Source organism: Arthrobacter sp. ISL-30 (assembly GCF_018613855.1).
GTDB lineage: Bacteria > Actinomycetota > Actinomycetes > Actinomycetales > Micrococcaceae > Arthrobacter.
This window is the reverse complement of sequence record NZ_JAGGPK010000061.1, coordinates 1-17922: the sequence shown is the minus strand read 5'-3', so window position 1 is coordinate 17922 and position 17922 is coordinate 1. Positions and strand designations below refer to the sequence as shown.

General features: G+C 62.4%; 22 protein-coding genes and 4 pseudogenes. 18 read left to right on the top strand and 8 right to left on the bottom strand.

The window, feature by feature from the left end; genetic code table 11:
- Nucleotides 1-352 precede the first annotated feature (352 nt).
- Nucleotides 353-480, bottom strand: a pseudogene (locus tag J7E82_RS19645) (pyridoxal 5'-phosphate synthase lyase subunit PdxS); the annotation flags it as partial.
- 131 nt (nucleotides 481-611) lie between these two features.
- On the opposite strand from J7E82_RS19645, the gene J7E82_RS19640 reads away from it, so the two are divergent.
- Together J7E82_RS19640 and J7E82_RS19635 are read left to right on the top strand one after the other, a co-directional pair.
- A complete protein-coding gene (locus J7E82_RS19640; RefSeq protein WP_214865724.1) occupies nucleotides 612-1025 on the top strand; it encodes a hypothetical protein in 414 nt (137 codons plus the stop codon).
- A 141-nt stretch (nucleotides 1026-1166) separates the two neighbouring features.
- Nucleotides 1167-1445 (top strand): annotated as a pseudogene (locus J7E82_RS19635) (transposase); the annotation flags it as partial.
- A 20-nt stretch (nucleotides 1446-1465) separates the two neighbouring features.
- On the opposite strand, the gene J7E82_RS21105 reads toward J7E82_RS19635, so the two are convergent.
- From J7E82_RS21105 to trxA, 3 genes and pseudogenes are all read right to left on the bottom strand, one after another.
- Nucleotides 1466-1936 carry a transposase gene (locus J7E82_RS21105; RefSeq protein WP_308113973.1) on the bottom strand — a complete coding sequence of 157 codons (471 nt, stop codon included), beginning with the start codon at nucleotides 1934-1936 and terminating at the stop codon, nucleotides 1466-1468.
- A gap of 102 nt (nucleotides 1937-2038) precedes the next feature.
- Nucleotides 2039-2398, bottom strand: a pseudogene (locus J7E82_RS21100) (transposase); the annotation flags it as partial.
- An 87-nt stretch (nucleotides 2399-2485) separates the two neighbouring features.
- Nucleotides 2486-2812: a thioredoxin gene (trxA, locus tag J7E82_RS19625; RefSeq protein ID WP_214865719.1), complete on the bottom strand. Its 327-nt coding sequence runs from the start codon at nucleotides 2810-2812 to the stop codon at nucleotides 2486-2488.
- A 616-nt stretch (nucleotides 2813-3428) separates the two neighbouring features.
- On the opposite strand from trxA, the gene J7E82_RS19620 reads away from it, so the two are divergent.
- The 7 genes from J7E82_RS19620 (at nucleotide 3429) to J7E82_RS19595 (ending at nucleotide 7713) form a co-directional block, all read left to right on the top strand.
- Complete coding sequence (locus J7E82_RS19620; protein ID WP_214865717.1) at nucleotides 3429-4379, top strand: ABC transporter substrate-binding protein; 951 nt, start codon at nucleotides 3429-3431, stop codon at nucleotides 4377-4379.
- Nucleotides 4380-4570: 191 nt separating this feature from the next.
- Nucleotides 4571-5029, top strand: coding sequence for a hypothetical protein (locus J7E82_RS19615; RefSeq protein ID WP_251042173.1), 459 nt, complete (start codon nucleotides 4571-4573; stop codon nucleotides 5027-5029).
- An 80-nt stretch (nucleotides 5030-5109) separates the two neighbouring features.
- Nucleotides 5110-5811 carry a Crp/Fnr family transcriptional regulator gene (locus tag J7E82_RS19610; RefSeq protein ID WP_251042172.1) on the top strand — a complete coding sequence of 234 codons (702 nt, stop codon included), beginning with the start codon at nucleotides 5110-5112 and terminating at the stop codon, nucleotides 5809-5811.
- The gene (locus tag J7E82_RS19605; protein ID WP_214865707.1) at nucleotides 5808-6104 is read left to right on the top strand and encodes a DUF427 domain-containing protein; all 297 of its coding nucleotides are present in this window, start codon (nucleotides 5808-5810) and stop codon (nucleotides 6102-6104) included. The genes J7E82_RS19610 and J7E82_RS19605 overlap by 4 nt, the downstream gene beginning before the upstream one ends.
- Nucleotides 6105-6161: 57 nt before the next feature.
- Nucleotides 6162-6875, top strand: a complete 714-nt coding sequence (locus J7E82_RS19600; RefSeq protein WP_214865706.1) for a hypothetical protein — start codon at nucleotides 6162-6164, stop codon at nucleotides 6873-6875.
- 83 nt (nucleotides 6876-6958) lie between these two features.
- Nucleotides 6959-7171, top strand: a complete 213-nt coding sequence (locus J7E82_RS20905; RefSeq protein ID WP_251042171.1) for a hypothetical protein — start codon at nucleotides 6959-6961, stop codon at nucleotides 7169-7171.
- Nucleotides 7172-7188: 17 nt separating this feature from the next.
- Nucleotides 7189-7713, top strand: coding sequence for an HAD-IA family hydrolase (locus tag J7E82_RS19595; protein ID WP_251042170.1), 525 nt, complete (start codon nucleotides 7189-7191; stop codon nucleotides 7711-7713).
- 1126 nt (nucleotides 7714-8839) lie between these two features.
- On the opposite strand, the gene merA is transcribed toward J7E82_RS19595, so the two are convergent.
- On the bottom strand, nucleotides 8840-10300 hold the full coding sequence (merA, locus tag J7E82_RS19590) for a mercury(II) reductase (protein WP_214865704.1): 1461 nt from the start codon (nucleotides 10298-10300) through the stop codon (nucleotides 8840-8842).
- Between the two features lie 209 nt (nucleotides 10301-10509).
- Between merA and J7E82_RS19585 the strand changes: the two genes are divergently transcribed.
- From J7E82_RS19585 to J7E82_RS20900, 9 genes and pseudogenes are all read left to right on the top strand, one after another.
- On the top strand, nucleotides 10510-10899 hold the full coding sequence (locus J7E82_RS19585) for a heavy metal-responsive transcriptional regulator (RefSeq protein ID WP_214865702.1): 390 nt from the start codon (nucleotides 10510-10512) through the stop codon (nucleotides 10897-10899).
- A 142-nt stretch (nucleotides 10900-11041) separates the two neighbouring features.
- A complete protein-coding gene (locus tag J7E82_RS19580) occupies nucleotides 11042-11686 on the top strand; it encodes an isochorismatase family protein (protein WP_214865700.1) in 645 nt (214 codons plus the stop codon).
- A complete protein-coding gene (locus tag J7E82_RS19575; RefSeq protein ID WP_214865698.1) occupies nucleotides 11683-11964 on the top strand; it encodes a DUF427 domain-containing protein in 282 nt (93 codons plus the stop codon). The genes J7E82_RS19580 and J7E82_RS19575 overlap by 4 nt, the downstream gene beginning before the upstream one ends.
- Entirely contained in the window at nucleotides 11961-12287 is a 327-nt protein-coding gene (locus J7E82_RS19570) for a hypothetical protein (RefSeq protein WP_214865696.1), read from the top strand. The genes J7E82_RS19575 and J7E82_RS19570 overlap by 4 nt, the downstream gene beginning before the upstream one ends.
- Nucleotides 12280-12489, top strand: a pseudogene (locus tag J7E82_RS19565) (flavodoxin family protein); the annotation flags it as partial. The gene J7E82_RS19570 and the pseudogene J7E82_RS19565, both read left to right, overlap by 8 nt.
- 291 nt (nucleotides 12490-12780) lie before the next feature.
- Complete coding sequence (locus J7E82_RS19560) at nucleotides 12781-13587, top strand: metalloregulator ArsR/SmtB family transcription factor (protein WP_214865695.1); 807 nt, start codon at nucleotides 12781-12783, stop codon at nucleotides 13585-13587.
- A gap of 50 nt (nucleotides 13588-13637) precedes the next feature.
- Nucleotides 13638-14132 (top strand): SRPBCC domain-containing protein, encoded by a 495-nt coding sequence (locus tag J7E82_RS19555; protein ID WP_214865693.1) that lies wholly within the window; start codon nucleotides 13638-13640, stop codon nucleotides 14130-14132.
- A 64-nt stretch (nucleotides 14133-14196) separates the two neighbouring features.
- Complete coding sequence (locus J7E82_RS19550; protein WP_214865691.1) at nucleotides 14197-14511, top strand: hypothetical protein; 315 nt, start codon at nucleotides 14197-14199, stop codon at nucleotides 14509-14511.
- Entirely contained in the window at nucleotides 14499-14696 is a 198-nt protein-coding gene (locus tag J7E82_RS20900) for a DUF6457 domain-containing protein (protein ID WP_308113966.1), read from the top strand. The genes J7E82_RS19550 and J7E82_RS20900 overlap by 13 nt, the downstream gene beginning before the upstream one ends.
- A 148-nt stretch (nucleotides 14697-14844) precedes the next feature.
- On the opposite strand, the gene J7E82_RS19545 is transcribed toward J7E82_RS20900, so the two are convergent.
- The 3 genes from J7E82_RS19545 to J7E82_RS19535 form a co-directional block, all read right to left on the bottom strand.
- Entirely contained in the window at nucleotides 14845-15567 is a 723-nt protein-coding gene (locus tag J7E82_RS19545) for a nucleotidyl transferase AbiEii/AbiGii toxin family protein (RefSeq protein WP_214865689.1), read from the bottom strand.
- Entirely contained in the window at nucleotides 15546-16058 is a 513-nt protein-coding gene (locus J7E82_RS19540) for a hypothetical protein (RefSeq protein ID WP_214865687.1), read from the bottom strand. The genes J7E82_RS19545 and J7E82_RS19540 overlap by 22 nt, the downstream gene beginning before the upstream one ends.
- A gap of 829 nt (nucleotides 16059-16887) precedes the next feature.
- On the bottom strand, nucleotides 16888-17793 hold the full coding sequence (locus tag J7E82_RS19535; protein ID WP_285289771.1) for an IS110 family transposase: 906 nt from the start codon (nucleotides 17791-17793) through the stop codon (nucleotides 16888-16890).
- Nucleotides 17794-17922 lie beyond the last annotated feature (129 nt).

The window sequence follows — 17922 nt, the reverse complement described above, 5'->3', positions numbered from 1 at the left end:
AATGACCCGGGGATGTCAAGAGGGACTCCGTGCGATACAAAAGCGACCCTGGGCGAAGCGGAGTCAAGCTCAACACCCGGGGCAGCAGCCTTTCATTCAGTGACGGTGATGGGATTTATACCTGCGTGTGGAAGACCAGCGAGACGTGGGGCGGCCCCTGTCAGGTTTCCGGGTGAAGCGGAACGATGCTAGCAGTCACGAGGTACTGTTCACGTTCCGCAGCTGACCCGAAGCGGGATCTGAAGCGTCCCGGATTTGAAGTGCCGGGTCGCTTCACCGCTCCCAGCTACGGACGCTGTAATTCTCGACGTCTTGGGCGTACTTCTTTCGGCCGGTTGCAGGAGATGCTGGCTTACCAGCCGCGCTGTGCGAGGCAGTGCGGCCGCGGGATTTCGTCCACATTGATGGCTTCGCGAGGCCGCCGGCGACGTCGGCGATCATGTCCGGGTCATCGTAGAAGGTGGTGGCCTTCACAACGGCGGGCAGCAGGCTGGGCCGGTTCCACGGTACTAACCAAATATGTGTCATTGACGAGCGAAATGGCGAGGTCTACATTGAACCCAGCGCGCTAGTTCATCCAAGTGATAGATAAAATCAATCAGGGGGATTTGTTGAGCTTCAAGTCACTAAAACCGCGCGTCCTGGCTGCGGCTTTTCTAGCCGTAGCTAGTCTCATCTCAACGTCGCTGCCGGCGTCCGCGGTCGTTTACGACCCTTACTTCAAGGTGGGCAAAGGTGCCGCACCGCTCTACGTCTACTACACCTATTACGCCGGAGTTCGCAGCCCCGTGTACGAGAACAGCATGCCCAGCTGGCCTTCAGGAAGGCAGTTTGCTGGATTGAAAAACGCATGGGGAAGCAATCGCTACATCGTCACCGAATACCGCGGCGTCGCAGGCGGTTACGTGTACTGCGCACGACCAGGTCAAATCCTCTGGCATGACAGTTCCGTAGAGAAGTCATGGGTTGCCACCCACAGCAGTTTGGGTGGCTGTGTCGCGGGGACCCGCTACAGGATCAACTAGCTGGACTTACCGGTTCCTGCTCGATAAGCACCTGCCGACATGCATATGTCCTTCCTGGCGGACACCACCTAGCCTGGGACTGCCCCCGGTTTTGTTGACTCCTTGACCTAGCGAGCTTTGGCTCGTGGAAGGATGTTGACCATGCCAACGGCTTATGGGGCGGAGTTCCGACATGACGTGATTGATGTGGCCCGCAAGGGTGAGGCGCCGGTGACGCAGATCGCGAAGGATTTCGGGATTTCCGTGACGACTCTCAAGCGATGGATTGCGATCGCCGAGCGCAAGGAAGCCGGGACCGGAACTGCCCCGTCCGAGTCCGCTGAGGTGCGTGAGTTGAGGAAGCGCAATCGGCTGCTGAAGCAGGAGAACGAGATCCTGCGTCGGGCCGCTGCTTATCTGGCCAGGGACATCAACCCAAAATGACTCTTCTATGGGTTGTGTCAAGCCATAATGGTTTGGAGTTGGCGGAAGATGGAGCGGCAGACGTAGCGTTTGAGGTTGCGGCGGATCTCGCGGTTTGATTTTCCTGTAGCCCGACTGCGCGTGACGTAGTCCTTCGTGGCGGTGTCGAAGCTCATGCGGGTGCGGACGATGACGTCGAAGGCCCGGTTGAGTTGGCGGTCGCCGGTTCGGTTGAGCCGGCGTCTGGTGGTGTTGCCGGAGGACGCAGGGCGTGGCGCAACGCCACCGATGGCGGCGAAGGCTGCCTCTGACCGGATCCGGCCGTGGTGGGAGTACGCGCAGATGATGATGGCCGCTGTCACCGGCCCGACTCCGGGAGTGGTTTGCAGTCCGGGTGCCAGTTCTTCGGTGAGGTGGGCCAAGGCTTTGTGGTTTTCGGTGAGTTGGCCGGTGGGGTCTTTGACGGCCTGCGCCAGGCGCTTGGCTTCGGCGCGGGCGATTCGGATCACCGGGTCGGTGCCGTTTGAGCTCCGCCTGGCTGCGATGGTGGTGATCTGCGCGTCCCGCAGGGATGACCGTGCATCGATCCCGAGGTCGGTTCCTCGGAGCAGCGCAGTGAGGGCGTTGCGGTTCGCTGTGCGTTGGTGGTCCAGCAGGGACCGGGATGCGAGCAGAATCCTGATCGCGGCCCTGGTTCCTGAGGCGCGTGGCTCCATCACTTGATCGCGCGGGCGTCCCAGGACGGAGCGGGCAGCGGCTTCGGCATCAATGGGATCAGATTTGCCGGTAAGTGATCGCGACGAGCGTGTCGGTGGTCTGACTTCGCCCACCTCGATGCCCGCGGCAAGCAAGACCTGGGTGAGCCGGGCGCCGTAGGAGGAAGTGCCCTCGACGGCCGCGAATACCCTTTCCCCGCCGGTACGGCGCCGGATCCAGGTGATCGCACGGTGCATTCCCGAGGAGGTGGCCGGGAAGGCGGCGGTGAGGAAAACAGGGCAACATCAGCTCCCTTACGATGCCCTGAACTTCCAATGCCATGGTGGTGCAGCGAGGTAGCTCTACTGGAGATAATCGGCGAATTCCTTCTCAAAGAACTGTTTTGGCCGGGCTCCAACCACAGAAATTTTCGGCTGTCCATCCTTGAACAGATAGACGGCCGGGATGGAGCTGATGCCGAATTCGGCGGCTGTTTTCGGATTTTCATCGACGTTCACTTTCACCACCTCGACCTTGTCGTTGTAATCCTCCGCGAGCTGCTCCAGCTCTGGCGAGAGCCTGATGCAGGGAGCACACCAGACGGCCCAGAAATCCACGATCACCGGCTTCAGCGACGTGAGGACTTCGGTCCCGAACGAAGCGTCGGTGATGTCTCTAATCTTTCCCATGATTCATTCCTTTCATGATGGGCCGAGGGCGACGGGACACCTGCAATGACGTGCAGCCGGTGATGCTCCGGCTGGTCCTTCCAGCCGGGTTCCCCGTGTCTCTATTTCCCTGTCTATCTTGAAATGTAGGCCTCTCATCAGCTCTGGTTCTGTAAACCAGAACACAAAGGAAAGTGAAGGCTGAAGGACTGGAAAAGGCGCGAGAAGCCGAGGACCCGGTGCGCATGGTTAGCGTCGAGGTGTGATGCCAAATCACGTCCCCGCTGGTATCGCCATTTTCATATCCGACATGCGCGGGCGGCGTTCTGCCATTCGCCGGCATGCAATGGCCGAACACCTCGCTCCTGAGCCACCTTCAACTGGTACAGCATCCACCCCCGACAAAATGATGCCGAAGAGCGATGCCACTGAAGGTTTTGCTGTTGTGTGTTCCTGCACACAGAACATTGCGGGTAGCCAGGTTTAGCCTGACGAAGGTAAGGATGACCGCAAAACGGTAAAGGACGTTCCAAAGTCTGCTTCGCGCACGATCATGCAAAAGCACTGCTTCCGCTTTCGCCTGCTGGCCACCTTAGAGATCCGCAAGAGTCGGAGCTGCCGTCCAAGGAGGTACCCGATGAATGAGACGCACCCCGGCACGACGGGACGGCGGGCGTTTGGAGCCCTTGCCGCTGGCCTGGCACTGGTCCTTTCGGCCTGCGGAGGCTCCGGTCCGCTTGACACCGGTGACTCCACCACCGGTGCCGGCACCGGCGGGGTTGCCCTGGTGGTTGGTTCAGCGGATTTCCCGGAGAGCCAGGTCCTTGGAGAAGTGTATGCCGGTGCCCTGAATGCTGCCGGAGTGAGGGCCGGCACGAAGCCGAACATCGGCTCGCGTGAGGTCTATTTCAGGGCAGTGCAGGACGGTTCGGTGGACGTTGTTCCGGAGTACGGCGGTAACCTCCTGCTCCATGTGGACAGGGAGGCCACTGAGGTTTCGGCCGAAGACGTTTACAGGGCGCTGCCGGACAGACTCCCTGACGGCCTGGCCGTACTCGAAGCTTCCACAGCGGAGAACAAGGATGCGATGGTGGTCACGAGGGCGACGGCGGAAAAGTACCAGTTGAAGTCCATCGAGGACATGGCCAAGGTCTGCAGTGAGTTCTCGATCGGTGCTCCGGCAACTTTCGCGGAACGCGCCTATGGCCTGCCGGGCCTGAAGGGAAACTATGGCTGTGTACCCAGGAAGCTTGAGCCGTTCAGCGACGGCGGCGGTCCCGTGACGCTCAAGGCGCTGCTTTCGGACCAGGTCCAGGTGGCCAACATCTATACGACCACTCCCTCGATCGTTGATAACGACCTTGTGGTGCTGGAGGACCCGAAGAACAACTTCATCGCCCAGCAGGTTCTCCCGCTCTATAACGAGGCCAGGATGACGGACAAGGCCAGGGAGGCTCTGAACTCAGTCTCAAGGATTCTCACCACTAGGGACCTGCTGGACCTGAACCGTGCCGTCAGTGGGAGCCAGAAGCAGAACGCGAAGGACGCGGCTGCGGCCTGGCTGAAGGACAAGGGCATCGTGAGGTAGAAGTAGCCGTATTTCCCTGACGTCGACGGCGGTGGCCGGCTCCCTGGGGCCTGTCACAGTCGTCGTCATGTCTATTTATGAGCGGGGTAGATTTTGCCTTTGTTGTGTGTCCTTGAACACAGAACAGTCGCCCGTGCCGGGCCTACTGTAGCGAGGGTAAGGATGACTGATACAAGGAAAGGGATGTTCCGATGTCTGCTTCAAATGCAATCGCCCATCCGCACCGTTTTTCCGCTTTTCCAGCCAGTCGCCGCATAGCGGCCGGTGTCATCGGCGGCCTCGCGGGAGGCCTGCTCTTCGGAATTCTGATGGCCATGATGGGCATGCTCCCCATGGTGGCCTCTATGGTCGGATCGGATTCCGCGTGGGTTGGTTTCGGGGTGCACCTGGTCATCTCGGTTCTGATCGGCCTTGGCCTGACCGTTCCGTTCGCGCATCTGGTTCTAACCTCCTACGCCCGCGGCGCCTTGGCTGGGCTCGCCTACGGGGTCCTTTGGTGGATCTTGGGTCCATTGCTGATCATGCCGAGCATGCTTGGCATGCCCCTGTTTATGCTTGACTTGACCGCACTGATGTCCCTCATGGGGCACTTGATTTACGGGGTTGTGCTCGCACTGGTGGCCGTCCGCGTGCTGAAGGGCCGGGCATGAACGATAACTGCGGGAACTGCCTCGAGGCAGTTCCCAGCAGCGCACAGCCCTGGTCTCCAGAGCAACGAGAGGCTGATCCTTTGACTATCATTCCGCCGGACCCGTTCACCTGCCTGGATGAGGTGGACCTGTTCGCTGATCTGAGCCCGGAGGAGATGCACGCGATGGACCTGATGGCCCCGGCCCGGATGGTGCGCCGCGGGGAACTGCTCTTCAGCCAGGCGCAGCCGGTCACGGCCCTGTTCATCCTCAAGTCCGGCAGGGTACGCGTCTTCCGGGTAGCGGAGGACGGCAAGGCCCTGACCATGGGCATCCTGGAACCCGGCGCGGTATTCGGAGAAATGGTCCTGGTCGGCCAGCGCATGTACGACAACTACGCCGAGGCAATCGAAGACTCCGCCGTATGCCAGCTCGACGTCGAAGAAGTCGAACGGTTCCTGCTCTCGGACCCCCGGATCGCCATCCGCATCTCCCGGATGCTGGGCGAGCAGGTCGCCCTTCTCGAGGAACGCCTCACCGACCTTGCCCTCCGGCCCCTCACGGCCCGGGTCGCTTCAACCCTGCTCACCCTCTCAGCCGGCGCCCCGCCCGGCCGGTTCGGGCAGACCGCCCCGGTAAGGCTTACCCACGAACAGATCGCGGGGCTGCTCGGCGCCACCCGTGAAGCGACCAGCAGAATCCTCTCCGACCTTGCCTCACGGGGCATCATCCGGCAGGGCCGGGGCCGGATCACCATCCAGAACACCACGGCGCTCAGGACCATGGCGAGGGCCACGCAATGATCACCGCCACTTTCCAGGGGCATACAATCGCTAGCTCTGCGGACACCGTCTACCTCGAAGGCAACCATTATTTCCCCCGCAAAGCAGTGGAACCAGGCGCCCTGGAAGAGAGCTGGGTACGCACCTTGTGCTTCTGGAAAGGAATCGCCCGCTACTACCACATCCGGATCAATGGCAGCCGTCTGCCCAACGCCGCGTGGTCCTACCCCAGGCCGTCACCGTTGGCTCGCCGTATCAGGAACAGGATCGCCTTCGAAACCGCAGCCGGCATCATCGTGCGGGAACAATCCTAAAGCCCGTGGCCGTCCGCATGACTCCACCAGCGATCACCCATACACGAGGAGGAAATGATGGGATCCAAAGACGACAATCTTGAAACGTCCATCCCGGAGCGGGTCAAAGCACTGGCCGCGGCCAAAACGGCAGCAGAGCGGCTGAAGGCCGAAGGGAAGTCCATGTCCGCCTACGGTCAAGAGCATTCCGTGGCGATGGAAAAGGTCCAGGACATCATCGAGCAGTGGCCGGAGGCACCCAAAATGACGGCCGCAGGAGTGCTGGAGAAGTACGGGCCGCCCAATGAAGCCACCGTTACCAAGCTGCTTTGGTATCGGACCGGACCATGGAGCCGAATGGAACTCACGTCCGATGAGGTGGTGCATAACTTCCCCACGCCCCATGTCGATTACTTCACCCAATACGTCTCTTACCGGATTCCGGCCAGGAGCGGTAGCGACATAGTTGAGTTCGACGGAAGCGTGCTACTGGACCGGACCGCCGGAGAGATCGGCTCCCGTTGCGACCACGAGGCCTATAACACCCTGACCCTGAACCTGGCAGTCGAAATCATCGAAGGCCGGCGGACGGTTCAGGACGCCCGGGACCTGTATGCCAAGACAGCGGCGGCCTTTGTGATGGGACGTGACGCACCCTACGCCGAGAGCCTGCTCTTCACTCCCGGTACAGATACCGCCGACCCTGATGAGGCAACCATCGCCACGGACATGCTTGAGCAAAAGATGGAGAAGGTCAAGGACGTTTTTGGAGCCGGAGAAACCCCACGATAAGATCCCCGGGCTATCCGGGCATCTTGGAGCGTGCCTAAAGGCAGCAGGAAAGACACGCCCTTCATAAGTTAGGGGGTAAACCATTGAGCGATGAACCGTCGGTGATCGTTTTCGATGTGAACGAGACCCTTTCAGACATGTCGCCCATGGCTGCGCGTTTCACTGAGGTCGGCGCCCCGGACCATCTCGCGAAACTATGGTTCGCCGCGCTGCTGCGCGATGGTTTCGCACTCACTGCCGCTGGCGGCAACGGCAGCTTTGCTGAGATCGGGGGGAAGCCCTCCGGGGCCTGCTGAACGAGGCGCCCCTGACCATGGGCCTGGATGATGCCGTGGAGCACGTGATGGCGGGAATGGCCGGGCTTGGACTCCATCCGGACGTGGCTACCGGGGTCAAGGCGCTGAAAGAGGGCGGCTACCGGCTGATTACGTCGGGCAACGGCTCCGTCCAGGTTGCCGAAGAGCTCCTGGCTCCGACAGGGATCCGCGCTTACTTCGACTATCTGCTCAGCGTCGACAATGCCCCTGCCTGGAAACCAGCACCGAGCTCCTACGAATATGCCGCCTGGATATGCGGAGTCACTCCGCAGCAGATGCTGCTGGTGGCAGTACACTCGTGGGACATTCACGGTGCCTCCGTTGCTGGGCTGGGCAAGGCCTGGCTGAACCGATTCGGAGGTCCTTACCCGGGCTACTTTGCCGCACCGGATCACACCCTCACCACCCTGACCGGGCTCCTGCCCGCCCTGAAGAGCAAGAAGGAGCCGGCCACCGGCCGGAACGGGCGGCTACCGCAGCTCGGGAGGCCAGGAGGCACAACAGCCCCTGCAGGACAGTGAGACGGGCCTCGACGCGGTTGAGCAACCGCACGAGCGTGTGGCTGTGGTCCTCGGATCGTTCGACCATGAGTCCGGATCTGGAGAGGAAGGTCCCCGCGAGCCGGAAGGCCCGTTCCAGCGGCTAGAGGTCGGTTGTGACCGCGTACTCCGTGACGGAGCATCCCGCCCAGCGGAGCAAGGACGGTCGGGCTCAAGCAGCAGAGGATGCCGCTCAGCCCGCCCATAACGCCCGTCCACCACGAGCCTTATCCCGCTCTGGAGTCCTGCGCCGGCATTGCGTGTGGTCCCGTAGCAGGCCGTGACGGACGCAATGCGCAGTGGGCACATCCAGATTCGGACGGGTACCCTCGGACCCGAACCAGGAAGACCGGGAATGCCCTTCAAGGCTGGCGGGTTCAGAGAGCGCGGGTCAGGTGACCTTCTCCATCGTCCGTCCACAGCAGCAGCTTGGATTTTTGTCCCTCCCCGGGCCCGGATTTGCGCCCTTCGTGACCGTCACCTCGCAACCGCAGTCCGCGTCAGGACAGCGGTAAACCTCTCCTTCTTGCAGCGCCATCGCTGCCCTCCCTTCAACTCTTTTCAGCCCTATGGCTGACGTTTGCCACGCTAAGACCCTCCCGTAAGGGGAGGTCAAGGAAGCAAACGATGCGACTCTCCGCGATCCCCTCGTCTGGCGCAGGGGGCAGCGCCAAAATCGGGGCGGGCGACGGGCCTCGCCCTGACCGTTGAGGTCGAGACCGGCGTGTGGCTCATGGGCCCGTTCGGTGTGAAGGAAGGTAGCCGGCATGGCCAAGGTCCTCTTCTTCTACTGCAGACCCACAGATCCCACAGGTCCGGCGGCTTCCCCGCAGACCTTGCCTCTCGCGGCGTCATCCGGCAGAGCCGGGCCGGCACCGGATCACAGTCCAAAACACCGCAGCGTTCAGGACCATGGCACGGGGCGCGCAATGATCACCGCCATATACCAAGGTCACCCATCGCCCAGGTCCGCGGACACGTCCACCTCGAAGGCAGCCATCTCCCCGGCGAATCAGTGGCACCGTTTGCCTTGGAGAAGAGCGGGGCACGGTACAAGCTGCCGGTACAAAGCCGCCGGTGCCCACCTCGCAGCTTCCGCCGGTTGTTGTCAGGCCGCGCAGCAGGAGAGCCGGGAAACATCGGTGGTGTAGGCCTGGGCGGCAATCCTGATCCCTTCGGCCATGGTCAGGTAGGGGCTCCACAGGTTCGCGACCTGCTCTACTGTCATGCCTGCTTCGAGGATGTATACCGCGGCGGCGGCCAGGTCTCCGGCCTCCTTGGCGACGGCGGTGATCCCGACGATACGCCGTGTGCCGGCGTCGGCGACGATCTTGATGAAGCCCCGGGTGTCGCGGTTAACCAGTGCCCTCGGAACGTATTCCAGGGGCAGGACCCTGCACTCGCACCGGATGCCTGTTTGGTTGGCTTCCTTGTCCGTCATGCCTGTCGCGGCCACGGCCGGGCTGGTGAAGGCGACACGGGGCAGATGCCGGTAGTCGACCTTCCGGGCGGCGTTGTTGAACGCGTTCTCCACCATCTGGGATCCATGAGCTGCCGCGACGTAAACGAACTCTGGATGGCCGGTAACGTCGCCGGCCGCCCAGATGCGCGGATTGCTGCTGGCGAGGGTGTCCTGGACCAGGATTTGTCCGAGGTCGCCCGTCTCGACGCCGACGGCGGCCAGGTTCAATCCTTCCGTGACGGGCCGCCGCCCGGCGGCGACCAGGATGTGAACGGCGCGGAATTTCTGCTCCCCGCCGCCCGGCGTCGTGGCCGTGAGCACCACCTTCCCTGTTGCAGCGTCAGTCCCGATGGTGCTGACGGCAGCGCGGTGCACCACCGTGATGCCCTCGTCGGCGAAGACCCCGGCCAGTGCGCGGGAGGCTTCGGGCTCTTCCCGGGACAGCAGGCGGGAACGTGCCAGCACAGTGACGTTTGACCCCAAACGGGCGAACAGCTGCGCCTGCTCTACCGCCACGTACCCGCCGCCGAGGATTATCAGTGATTCGGGAATTTCTTCCAGTTCCATCGCAGTGGTTGAGGTCAGGAAGTCCACCTCCGGCAGCCCCGGGATCGGCGGCACCCATGGGGCAGATCCGGTGGCAACAAGATAGTGCCCTGCGCGCACGGAATTCTTGGACCCGTCCGCGGCGGTAATGTCCAGCACCGGGTCCTCCTGGGTTCCGGCGAACGCAGCGTTGCCTTGACGCAGGTCCCATCCATAGTGTGCGGCCAGATCAACGTATTTATCCGTCCGTATCCCTTCCACCAATGCCTGTTTGCCCGCGATCAGCTCTGCCATGTCCACACCTTCTGCTGCTGTCGAGATACCCGGGAAATGTGCGGTATTGAGGGCGACGTGCCTGGCGTCTGCTGCCGTAAGCAGCGCCTTGGAAGGCACGCAACCGGTGTTCACGCAGGCGCCTCCAATAGCGGAGCGTTCCACCATGAGCACGCGTTTGCCCAGGCTCGTGGCCCTGATGGCCGCGGCGAATGCCCCGCCTCCGGAGCCGACCACCGCCAAATCAAAGTCCGCCGGGTTGTTGTCCGATTCGTCTGTAACGCGCATTGGGCACCTTCCCGTTCATGCCTTCGAAAGCCTGCGGTTCGGAGGGCATCGTTTGCTTGTTGCAGACCACTGTGGACCTTCCCCGGAGGGGAGGGTCAAGATATGCATGTGGCAGGACACGGGCTCTCGTAGAACCGGGCTTTCAGCAGGGGTGGAGAGAGCGGGGGCCTGCAACCTGCAAGGCAAAGTTCTGGATAAAGGAGACGGCCATGCGTATCGGTGAAGCGGCCGCCGCGGTCGGCATGACAGTGAAAGCGTTGAGGTTCTATGAAGAGCGCGGCCTCCTGCCGGCGGTCCGGCGTACGCGCTCAGGGTACCGGGAATATAGCGCGGAAACAGTGAACCGGCTCGAATTCATCCAGCGCAGCAAGAACGCCGGGTTCAGCCTCGCCCAGACGCAGGAGATCCTGCGCATCCGTGACACCGGCAACTCACCGTGCTCGCATGTGCGCGATGAGCTCGGGGTGCAGCTGGCACACCTTGACCAGCAGATCGCCGAACTGACGGCCCTCAGAACTGCCGTCGCGGAGCATTACCAGGCCATCGCCACGGTCGAGCCCGCTGATTGCGATCCCGGGAGGATCTGCAGCTACCTCTGACCCGTATCCGGCCCAACAAGGCAGCTGTATCCCTAGATGCCGAAGTTCTTTCGGCCTTATGTGTCCTACATCACGGACTGCCAGCTGGGGGCCTCGTACCGTAAGGCAGAAGAAGAACCATTGGGAACAGCAGGAGGTCACCATGCAGTTCACCCCATCCGACACCGCCATCGTGGTCACAGATCCACAGGTGGACTTCCTCAGCCCCAAGGGCGTCACGTGGGAGTTGGTAGGCGAAAATGTGCAGGAGAACGGCACGGTCGAGCACCTCGGCCAGTTGATGGCCACGGCCTTGGAATCCGGTTACGGGATCTTCGTCTCGCCCCATTACTACTACCCCTACGATCGACGCTGGGAGTTCGGCGGGACGCTGGAGCAGAAGATGCACGAGATCAGCATGTTCGAACGGCGGCATCCGCTGGACATGACGGATTTCGAAGGATCCGGAGCTGACTGGCTGCCGGAGTACAAGCCCTACCTGCAGGACTCCCGGACAGTGGTGTGCAGCCCGCACAAAGTCTATGGCCCACAGAACAACGACGTCGCGCTGCAGCTCCGCAAACGGGGTATCAGCAAGGTGGTGCTCGCCGGGATGTCCGCGAACCTTTGCGTTGAAAGCCACCTGCGGGACCTGCTCGAACAGGGCTTTGAGGTCGCCGTCGTCGCCGATGCAACCGCTGCCGCCCGACACCCTGAACTCGGGGACGGCATGGCCGCGGCCTTGACCAACTTCAGGTATCTCGCCGCGGAGGTGCTTTCGACACAGGAAGCAGTGTCTCGGCTGTGAAGGCGATCTGGAACGGGGCGATTGTCGCCGAGTCAGATGACACGGTGGTTGTCGAGGGCAATCACTACTTCCCCCGGGAATCGATACGGTCCGAGTTCCTCCAGCCTTCGGACGAGCACACGTTCTGCGGGTGGAAGGGCGTCGCGAGCTACTACACGCTCCTGGTGGACGGCAGAGAGAACCGGAATGCCGCCTGGTACTACGCGGAGCCGATTCCAGGCGCGGAAGCGGTGAAAAACCGGATCGCCTTCTGGCACGGGGTCACGCTTCAGGAATGAGCGCAGCGCCTGGAGCACGAGCGACTCGGGGAGGGGACTCTCTGATCTCCGATCATGCCCTCCTCGGAGGCCGCCGGGGTGGGGCTCCGGCCACGTCCAGCGGCTCGATTGATTGGTGGTGCCCGGAACGGTTCGACGGGCACAGCGTGTTCAGCCGCCTGCTGCACCCGGATGCCGGCCACTGGTCCTTCACTCTCCAGGGACTCACGGCCCGGCGCCGCAGGTACCTGCCCGGGACCGTCATCCTTGAGACCGGACGGATCTCCGCTGAGGGCTCCGTGGTGCCTCAGCCCGATACACCCCTGGGAGCGCCACGTGGATGAAGCCAAGGCACCGGGGGACTACAGCGACCTCAAGGCGCTGTTCTTCAACGGGACTCTCAAACGATCACCGGAAGTGAGCAATACCGAGGGCCTGATCCGCGTCAGCCGCCTGATCATGGAAAAGCAGGGTGTTTCCACGCGGGTGATCCGTACAGTCGATCACGACAACGCGAGCAGCGTGTACCCCGACATGCGCAGTCATCTCCTATGCCAATAATGGCCGCCAATATGACGAACACCTGAGCGACACGCAGTGAGAACCCGTCGTCCACCAACCAAGCGATCAAGCTTGTGCCACAGTCGACCACACGAGATCGGACCCCCATAGAACCAAGGAACTGGGAACGGTGCCTGCGTAGCCATCCCATCCAGTGGGGGGCGGTCCTGTCACCCGAAGAAGTTGTGACAGGACCCGCTGACGCAGTTGCTCCTCGCGATCGAGGGGACCAGGCGGCCACTTGCAAATGCAGGTAAATACCTGCATGATGGGTTTGTGAGTACACGGGAGAGCCTCAATGCCGTCTTTAAGGCGCTGGCCGACCCCACCCGCCGGCTGATGCTGGATCGTCTCCGGGAGCGCAACGGCCAGACTCTGGGGGAACTGTGCGAGCACCTCGACATGGCCCGCCAGTCCGTCACCCAGCACCTGGACCTGCTCCAGGAAGCCAACCTCGTCGCCGTAGTGCACCGGGGCAGGCAGCGACTGCACTACCTCAACCCGACACCCATCCACGAGATTCAGCAGCGCTGGATCGCCGGCTTCGACCAGCCCCGACTCGACGCACTCGCCGCCATCAAGAACACCGCAGAGGAGAACGCCATGACCACCGCCAGCGAGACCATCCCGACGTACGTCTACGTCACCTACATCCGCGCGTCCGCTCAGCAAGTCTGGGAGGCACTCACGGACGCTGACCTGACCGCCCAGTACTGGCATCACGCCAACGTCTCGGACTGGCAGCCCGGCTCGCGATGGGAGCACCGGGAACTCGACGGATCCGGCAATTACAAGGTCCACGGCCGCGTGCTGGAGTCCGATCCGCCCCGACGGCTGTCGTACACCTTCGAGTTCACCGACACCGACCCCCAGTCCACCGACCCGTCAGTAGTCACGTTCCAGATCGAGCCCCACGAAGACATCGTTCGGCTGACCGTCACCCACGAGAATGTCCCGGACCCGGGCACCTTCGCCGGGATTTCCCACGGCTGGTCCGGAGTCCTGGCCAACCTCAAGTCGCTCCTGGAGACCGGCGAGGTGCTGCCGCAGTCGCCCTTCGACATGAACAACCCCTTCGAGTAGGACGCCAACGCGTCCTCGGAGCCACTTCCAACATGAAAGAGGAGCAGCAAATGACTGATCAGAGCACGACGATCACCCTGGCGTTCGACCAGTCGCCCGAAGAGGTCTTCAACGCGGTGACTAATGTTCGAGGCTGGTGGTCGAAGAACATCCAAGGTGGCACCGTCGTCGAAGGAGACGAGTTCGCATACGAGGTGCCCGACGTCCACAGCTGCCGGGTCCGGGTGACCGAGGTGGTACCCAAGAAGCGCGTGAATTGGCGCGTTCTCGACAACACCTTCTCGTTCGTCGGGGACCAAGAGGAGTGGATCGACACCGAGATCCACTTCGAGATCAGCACCGGCCCTGACGGCAAAACAGAGCTGGCCTTCAACCACGTCGGTCTGATCCCTGAATTTGAGTGCTACGAGATCTGCCACAAGAGCTGGCGCTTCTATGTCGGGCACAGCCTGCGCGACCTGATCGCCACTGGCACCGGGCAGCCCAATGAGGTAGCCGACGGCGCCCAGGTGCTCGGCCCACGTATCGACGCAGCCCTCGCCTGACCGAGTGCAGTTCGCGGGTCAGAGTGCACCCCGGTGTGGAGAAAGGAGCAGATCGGGGCAAATCATGAATGCATCTCGAACCGAGATGACCCTCCAGGTCTACGCCGGCAGCGACGACTTGCATGCCCGTTTGGACTGGAGCCGATGGCTTTGGCTGGCGCTGGCGGCTGTCATCGTCGCCGAAGCACTGCGTGCCCACCCCCAGCAAGCTGACCCCGCCCTCGGTATCCCGATCACCGCACTCCGTCTGGCCGCGGCCGCCCTCTGGACGGGGATGTTCGTACACATGCTCCGCACCCTCGTCCACTGGCGTGACCGAAGAGACCCGGCCTGGAAAGCCGTCGGGACCTATTCACGGACCGCAGCATGGCCGCCGTGATTCATGCGGCAGCACCGATTACGGCATTCATGGTCGGTAGCGCGGCAGGCCACGAAACCGGGAAAGAAGACCCAGATTCCGACGGGTCGCCCACCGGGGCCACTATCGGGGCCGCGGACGTCGCCTTCAAGCTCTGTTCTGCCTGGGCGGAAGGAAAGGGCTGGGCGCCAACAAGTCAGCCGTAGTGCCCGGCGGACGGCACCGCCCACTGCATGCGTGCCCTTATTTTAGCTTCGCCATTTAGCTGCGCCACTTTTCTTGGCTGCGCCAGACACCGTCGCTTAGACGCCTTCCAGCTTTCCACGGTGAGGCGATCATGCTGGTGATGCCGTTTTACCGCAGGCCGATTCCCGGGTCGGGGTTTCCGGGGCCGGCGAGATCGACGGGACGGGCTGCCATGCCTTCGGTTGTTGCGTGGAGTTGGACCGTGCGGGCGAATTTGTCGAGGGTTGCGGCCAGTGTGGAGAGCTCGGCGGTGGGCAGGCCGTATTTGGTGTACTCGGTGGTTGGCATTTCCCTGTAGCGGGTCATTGATGCGGCGAACATGCCAAGGTCCAGGTGCGGGTCCCTGCGTCGGCACAGGCCAATCAGCTGCTGGTGGCTGAATCGGCCGCTGGCGAGGATGGAATAGGCGTCCAGGTAATCGCGGGCGTATCCGCGTGAATAGACCGCGATCAGCTTCGCCGCCACGGAATCCTCGAGCGACAGGACGGGCCCAAAATCCACGATCGCGGGCTGGTTCTCCCACCAGTCCAGCCCCAGATCCATCACAACCGCTTCGCCGTCCTTGTCCACGGTGAGACTGGCGAACTCTTCGTATTGACGGGTGATCGCGACGGTGTATCCGGCTGATTCAAGGGCCTCGGTCATTTTCTGCACTGAGGCAGCAAACGTTTCGGGGGTGTGCTTGCGGTGCAGTGCGAACAGGTCGACGTCCTTCGATAGACGGTCGATGACCCCGTGTTCGGCCAGTGCCTGGCCCCCGGCAAGGAGGAACCCGTCGCCGGCCAAGACTGACAGGGCAATTTCGGTCGCTACCCGTTGAGCGTGGTCCATGAAGGATGTTCCTTGGTTTCGCGGTGGGTGGGTAGCTGGGGGAATGCTTCTTCCCATGCCTGTCTGCATCGGTCGGGAAGCCGCAGCGAAGGCCAGAGCTCTGTCAGCCGGTCGGCGTTGAGGATTCCGCAGATTTCCTCGATGGATCCCGAGTTCTGCAGTGTCAGCTGGTAGAGGGCGCTGCAGCTGCCGTCATCGTCCACGAGATAGCGGCTGTTCGGACCCCAATCCAGGTGGATGGGAAGCTCCACGATGCCCGAGGCCGGGCCGTGCAGATCATCGAGGGTGTCGGGAACCAGGTAGACCAGGGAATCGGCCAGGGTGTGCCTGGAGGAAACAGGTGTGCCGGCGGCTGTATCGGACACATAATTGCGCAGTCCTTCCCGTATGAGTTCGGAGACGGTGGTGCCGTGTCTGGTTGCCTTGGCGTGCGCTTTGTTCCAGAGCTGGTCTTCGATGCGGATGGTGTGGCGTGTGGTGCCGGCTGACATGCTGCACTCCTGGATAGGTGGCCTTCAACCCAGTCTAGGGGTGTCATGACACCTAGGGAAGTGGTGAGGTTAGGGCATCTGGTGACCGGGCGAGAGTTCCAAGTTTTGACCAGCGCGAGGCGTCTCGGCGTTGCCATCGCTCCTGTCGCCGTTCACCCTCAGCCGTTCCGGTCGTTGGTTTTGGCCGTCGTTCGGATAGGGGACCAGCCGCTGGGCTGAGGGGCCGGAGTGCAACTTGGGGGACGGTTCCGGGTCAAAAAGTTCGCCGAGGAGGGAAGCGACGGGGGAGCGCCGAGCGAAGTTTTTGACCAAAGGGACCGGCGCGGGAGCGCCCTGGTTGCGCGGAGGGCCCGCCCAGCGATCATGGACACGTCAGAACGACAGTAGCCGTGCAGATCTGGGCATGTGATGCGTGGTTCACCCGCTCGCCCTGACAATGTCGGCTGACGGCGCTTTTGTACACGGGTCATGCTGGCTTGGAGTTGGTCATGTGCGTTCCCGTCTTTCAGTGCTTGAGATGTTCAGATGAGGAGGTGTGACTCCCTTCATCCTCATTGACTCCATGCCCGTGCTTTGGCTTGATGGTCAGGCCGCTCGTGGCGGCCGTCGACCTGGCCCCCGTCCAGACATTGCAGTCCGTCGGTTCCCGCCGAAACTCCACGGCACACAAGACAAAGCTTCCGCGACCCTGAGGGCCGCCGGCAGCTGTGATGGTGCCGGAAAACGGGCAAAAAAATGGTGTGGACAGTGTCCACAGACCCGTGAATAACCCGAGCAGGCCATGGGTGACCCTCCGGAGTGTCTCTCCGGTCAGTTATCTGTCTAGAAATCAGGCGGCTGGGTCGATGACGACGGTATGACCTAGACGTTCGAGTTGCGCTACGAGTCGGCGGGTGTGGGTTTGCTCGTGCCGTTGCTGCAGCCACTCGGGCCCGAGGTCATGGTAGGGCTCGTTGCGCTGGAGCATGTAGTAGGCGCTGACGAGGATTGAGTGGGCGGCTGCGATCTGGGCTCGTTTGGCACCACGCCGGGAGGCGATCCGGGACTGTTGCGCCGACAGGTAGGTGTTATTGCTACGGGACGCCGACACTGCCGCCTCGACGAGCATTGAGGTGAGCCACTTGTTTCCGTGTCTGGCACCGGCCGGGCTGCGGTGTCCTGCGGATTCGTGGATCGCCGGCGCGACTCCGGCCCAGGCGGCCAGGTGCGCCGCCGAGGGGAACTGGGACATGTCACCGCCTGTTTCGGCGATGATGACCTGCGCGACTTTCAGTCCTACCCCGGGGATCGTCTGCAGTAGCTGGATCTGGTGGGCCCACGGCCGCGAGGCGGTCTCGATGGTCTTATCCAGTGCCGCCAAGGAGACCTCGACCTGGTCCAGGCGACCCAGCATTGCGGCAGCCAGCCGGGCATGGTCGGCGTCGAAGTGACCTGTCAATGCCTCGATCAGGTCGGGGATCTTGGACCGCATTTTTCCTTTGGCCAGTTGTGCCAGGACCTCGGGGTCGGCCTCGCCTGCTATCAATGCCGCGAGCATGGCTCGTGCGGAGACGGTGGTCACCGACGATGCGACTGAGGAGAGCTTGATGCTGGCATCTTCGAGCATCGTCTCCAACCTGCCGGTGTCCCTGGTCCGATCACCCATCAGCAGCACTCGGTAACGCGTCAGCATGCGCAGGCGGCGGACTGGAGGCGGCAGCATGAACGAGGGTCGAACCAATCCGTGCTCAAGCAGTTGGGCGAATCCACTCTGCGTCTTTCACGTCGGTCTCGCGCCCCGGGACGGCCTTCATGTGTGCGGCGTTGAGCAGCCAGCATTCCATTTGCTCTTCCAGGGCGTAAAAGTGAAGTCGGCCCAAGGCGC

Bases quoted from the DNA above. Each gene is read 5' to 3' on its own strand.
- trxA (WP_214865719.1), bottom strand. From the start codon at position 2,812: ATGGGAAAGATTAGAGACATCACCGACGCTTCGTTCGGGACCGAAGTC.
- J7E82_RS19620 (WP_214865717.1), top strand. From the start codon at position 3,429: ATGAATGAGACGCACCCCGGCACGACGGGACGGCGGGCGTTTGGAGCC.
- J7E82_RS19615 (WP_251042173.1), top strand. From the start codon at position 4,571: ATGTCTGCTTCAAATGCAATCGCCCATCCGCACCGTTTTTCCGCTTTT.
- J7E82_RS19605 (WP_214865707.1), top strand. From the start codon at position 5,808: ATGATCACCGCCACTTTCCAGGGGCATACAATCGCTAGCTCTGCGGAC.
- J7E82_RS19600 (WP_214865706.1), top strand. From the start codon at position 6,162: ATGGGATCCAAAGACGACAATCTTGAAACGTCCATCCCGGAGCGGGTC.
- J7E82_RS19595 (WP_251042170.1), top strand. From the start codon at position 7,189: ATGGGCCTGGATGATGCCGTGGAGCACGTGATGGCGGGAATGGCCGGG.
- merA (WP_214865704.1), bottom strand. From the start codon at position 10,300: ATGCGCGTTACAGACGAATCGGACAACAACCCGGCGGACTTTGATTTG.
- J7E82_RS19585 (WP_214865702.1), top strand. From the start codon at position 10,510: ATGCGTATCGGTGAAGCGGCCGCCGCGGTCGGCATGACAGTGAAAGCG.
- J7E82_RS19580 (WP_214865700.1), top strand. From the start codon at position 11,042: ATGCAGTTCACCCCATCCGACACCGCCATCGTGGTCACAGATCCACAG.
- J7E82_RS19570 (WP_214865696.1), top strand. From the start codon at position 11,961: ATGAGCGCAGCGCCTGGAGCACGAGCGACTCGGGGAGGGGACTCTCTG.
- J7E82_RS19555 (WP_214865693.1), top strand. From the start codon at position 13,638: ATGACTGATCAGAGCACGACGATCACCCTGGCGTTCGACCAGTCGCCC.
- J7E82_RS19550 (WP_214865691.1), top strand. From the start codon at position 14,197: ATGAATGCATCTCGAACCGAGATGACCCTCCAGGTCTACGCCGGCAGC.
- J7E82_RS20900 (WP_308113966.1), top strand. From the start codon at position 14,499: ATGGCCGCCGTGATTCATGCGGCAGCACCGATTACGGCATTCATGGTC.
- J7E82_RS19545 (WP_214865689.1), bottom strand. From the start codon at position 15,567: ATGGACCACGCTCAACGGGTAGCGACCGAAATTGCCCTGTCAGTCTTG.
- J7E82_RS19540 (WP_214865687.1), bottom strand. From the start codon at position 16,058: ATGTCAGCCGGCACCACACGCCACACCATCCGCATCGAAGACCAGCTC.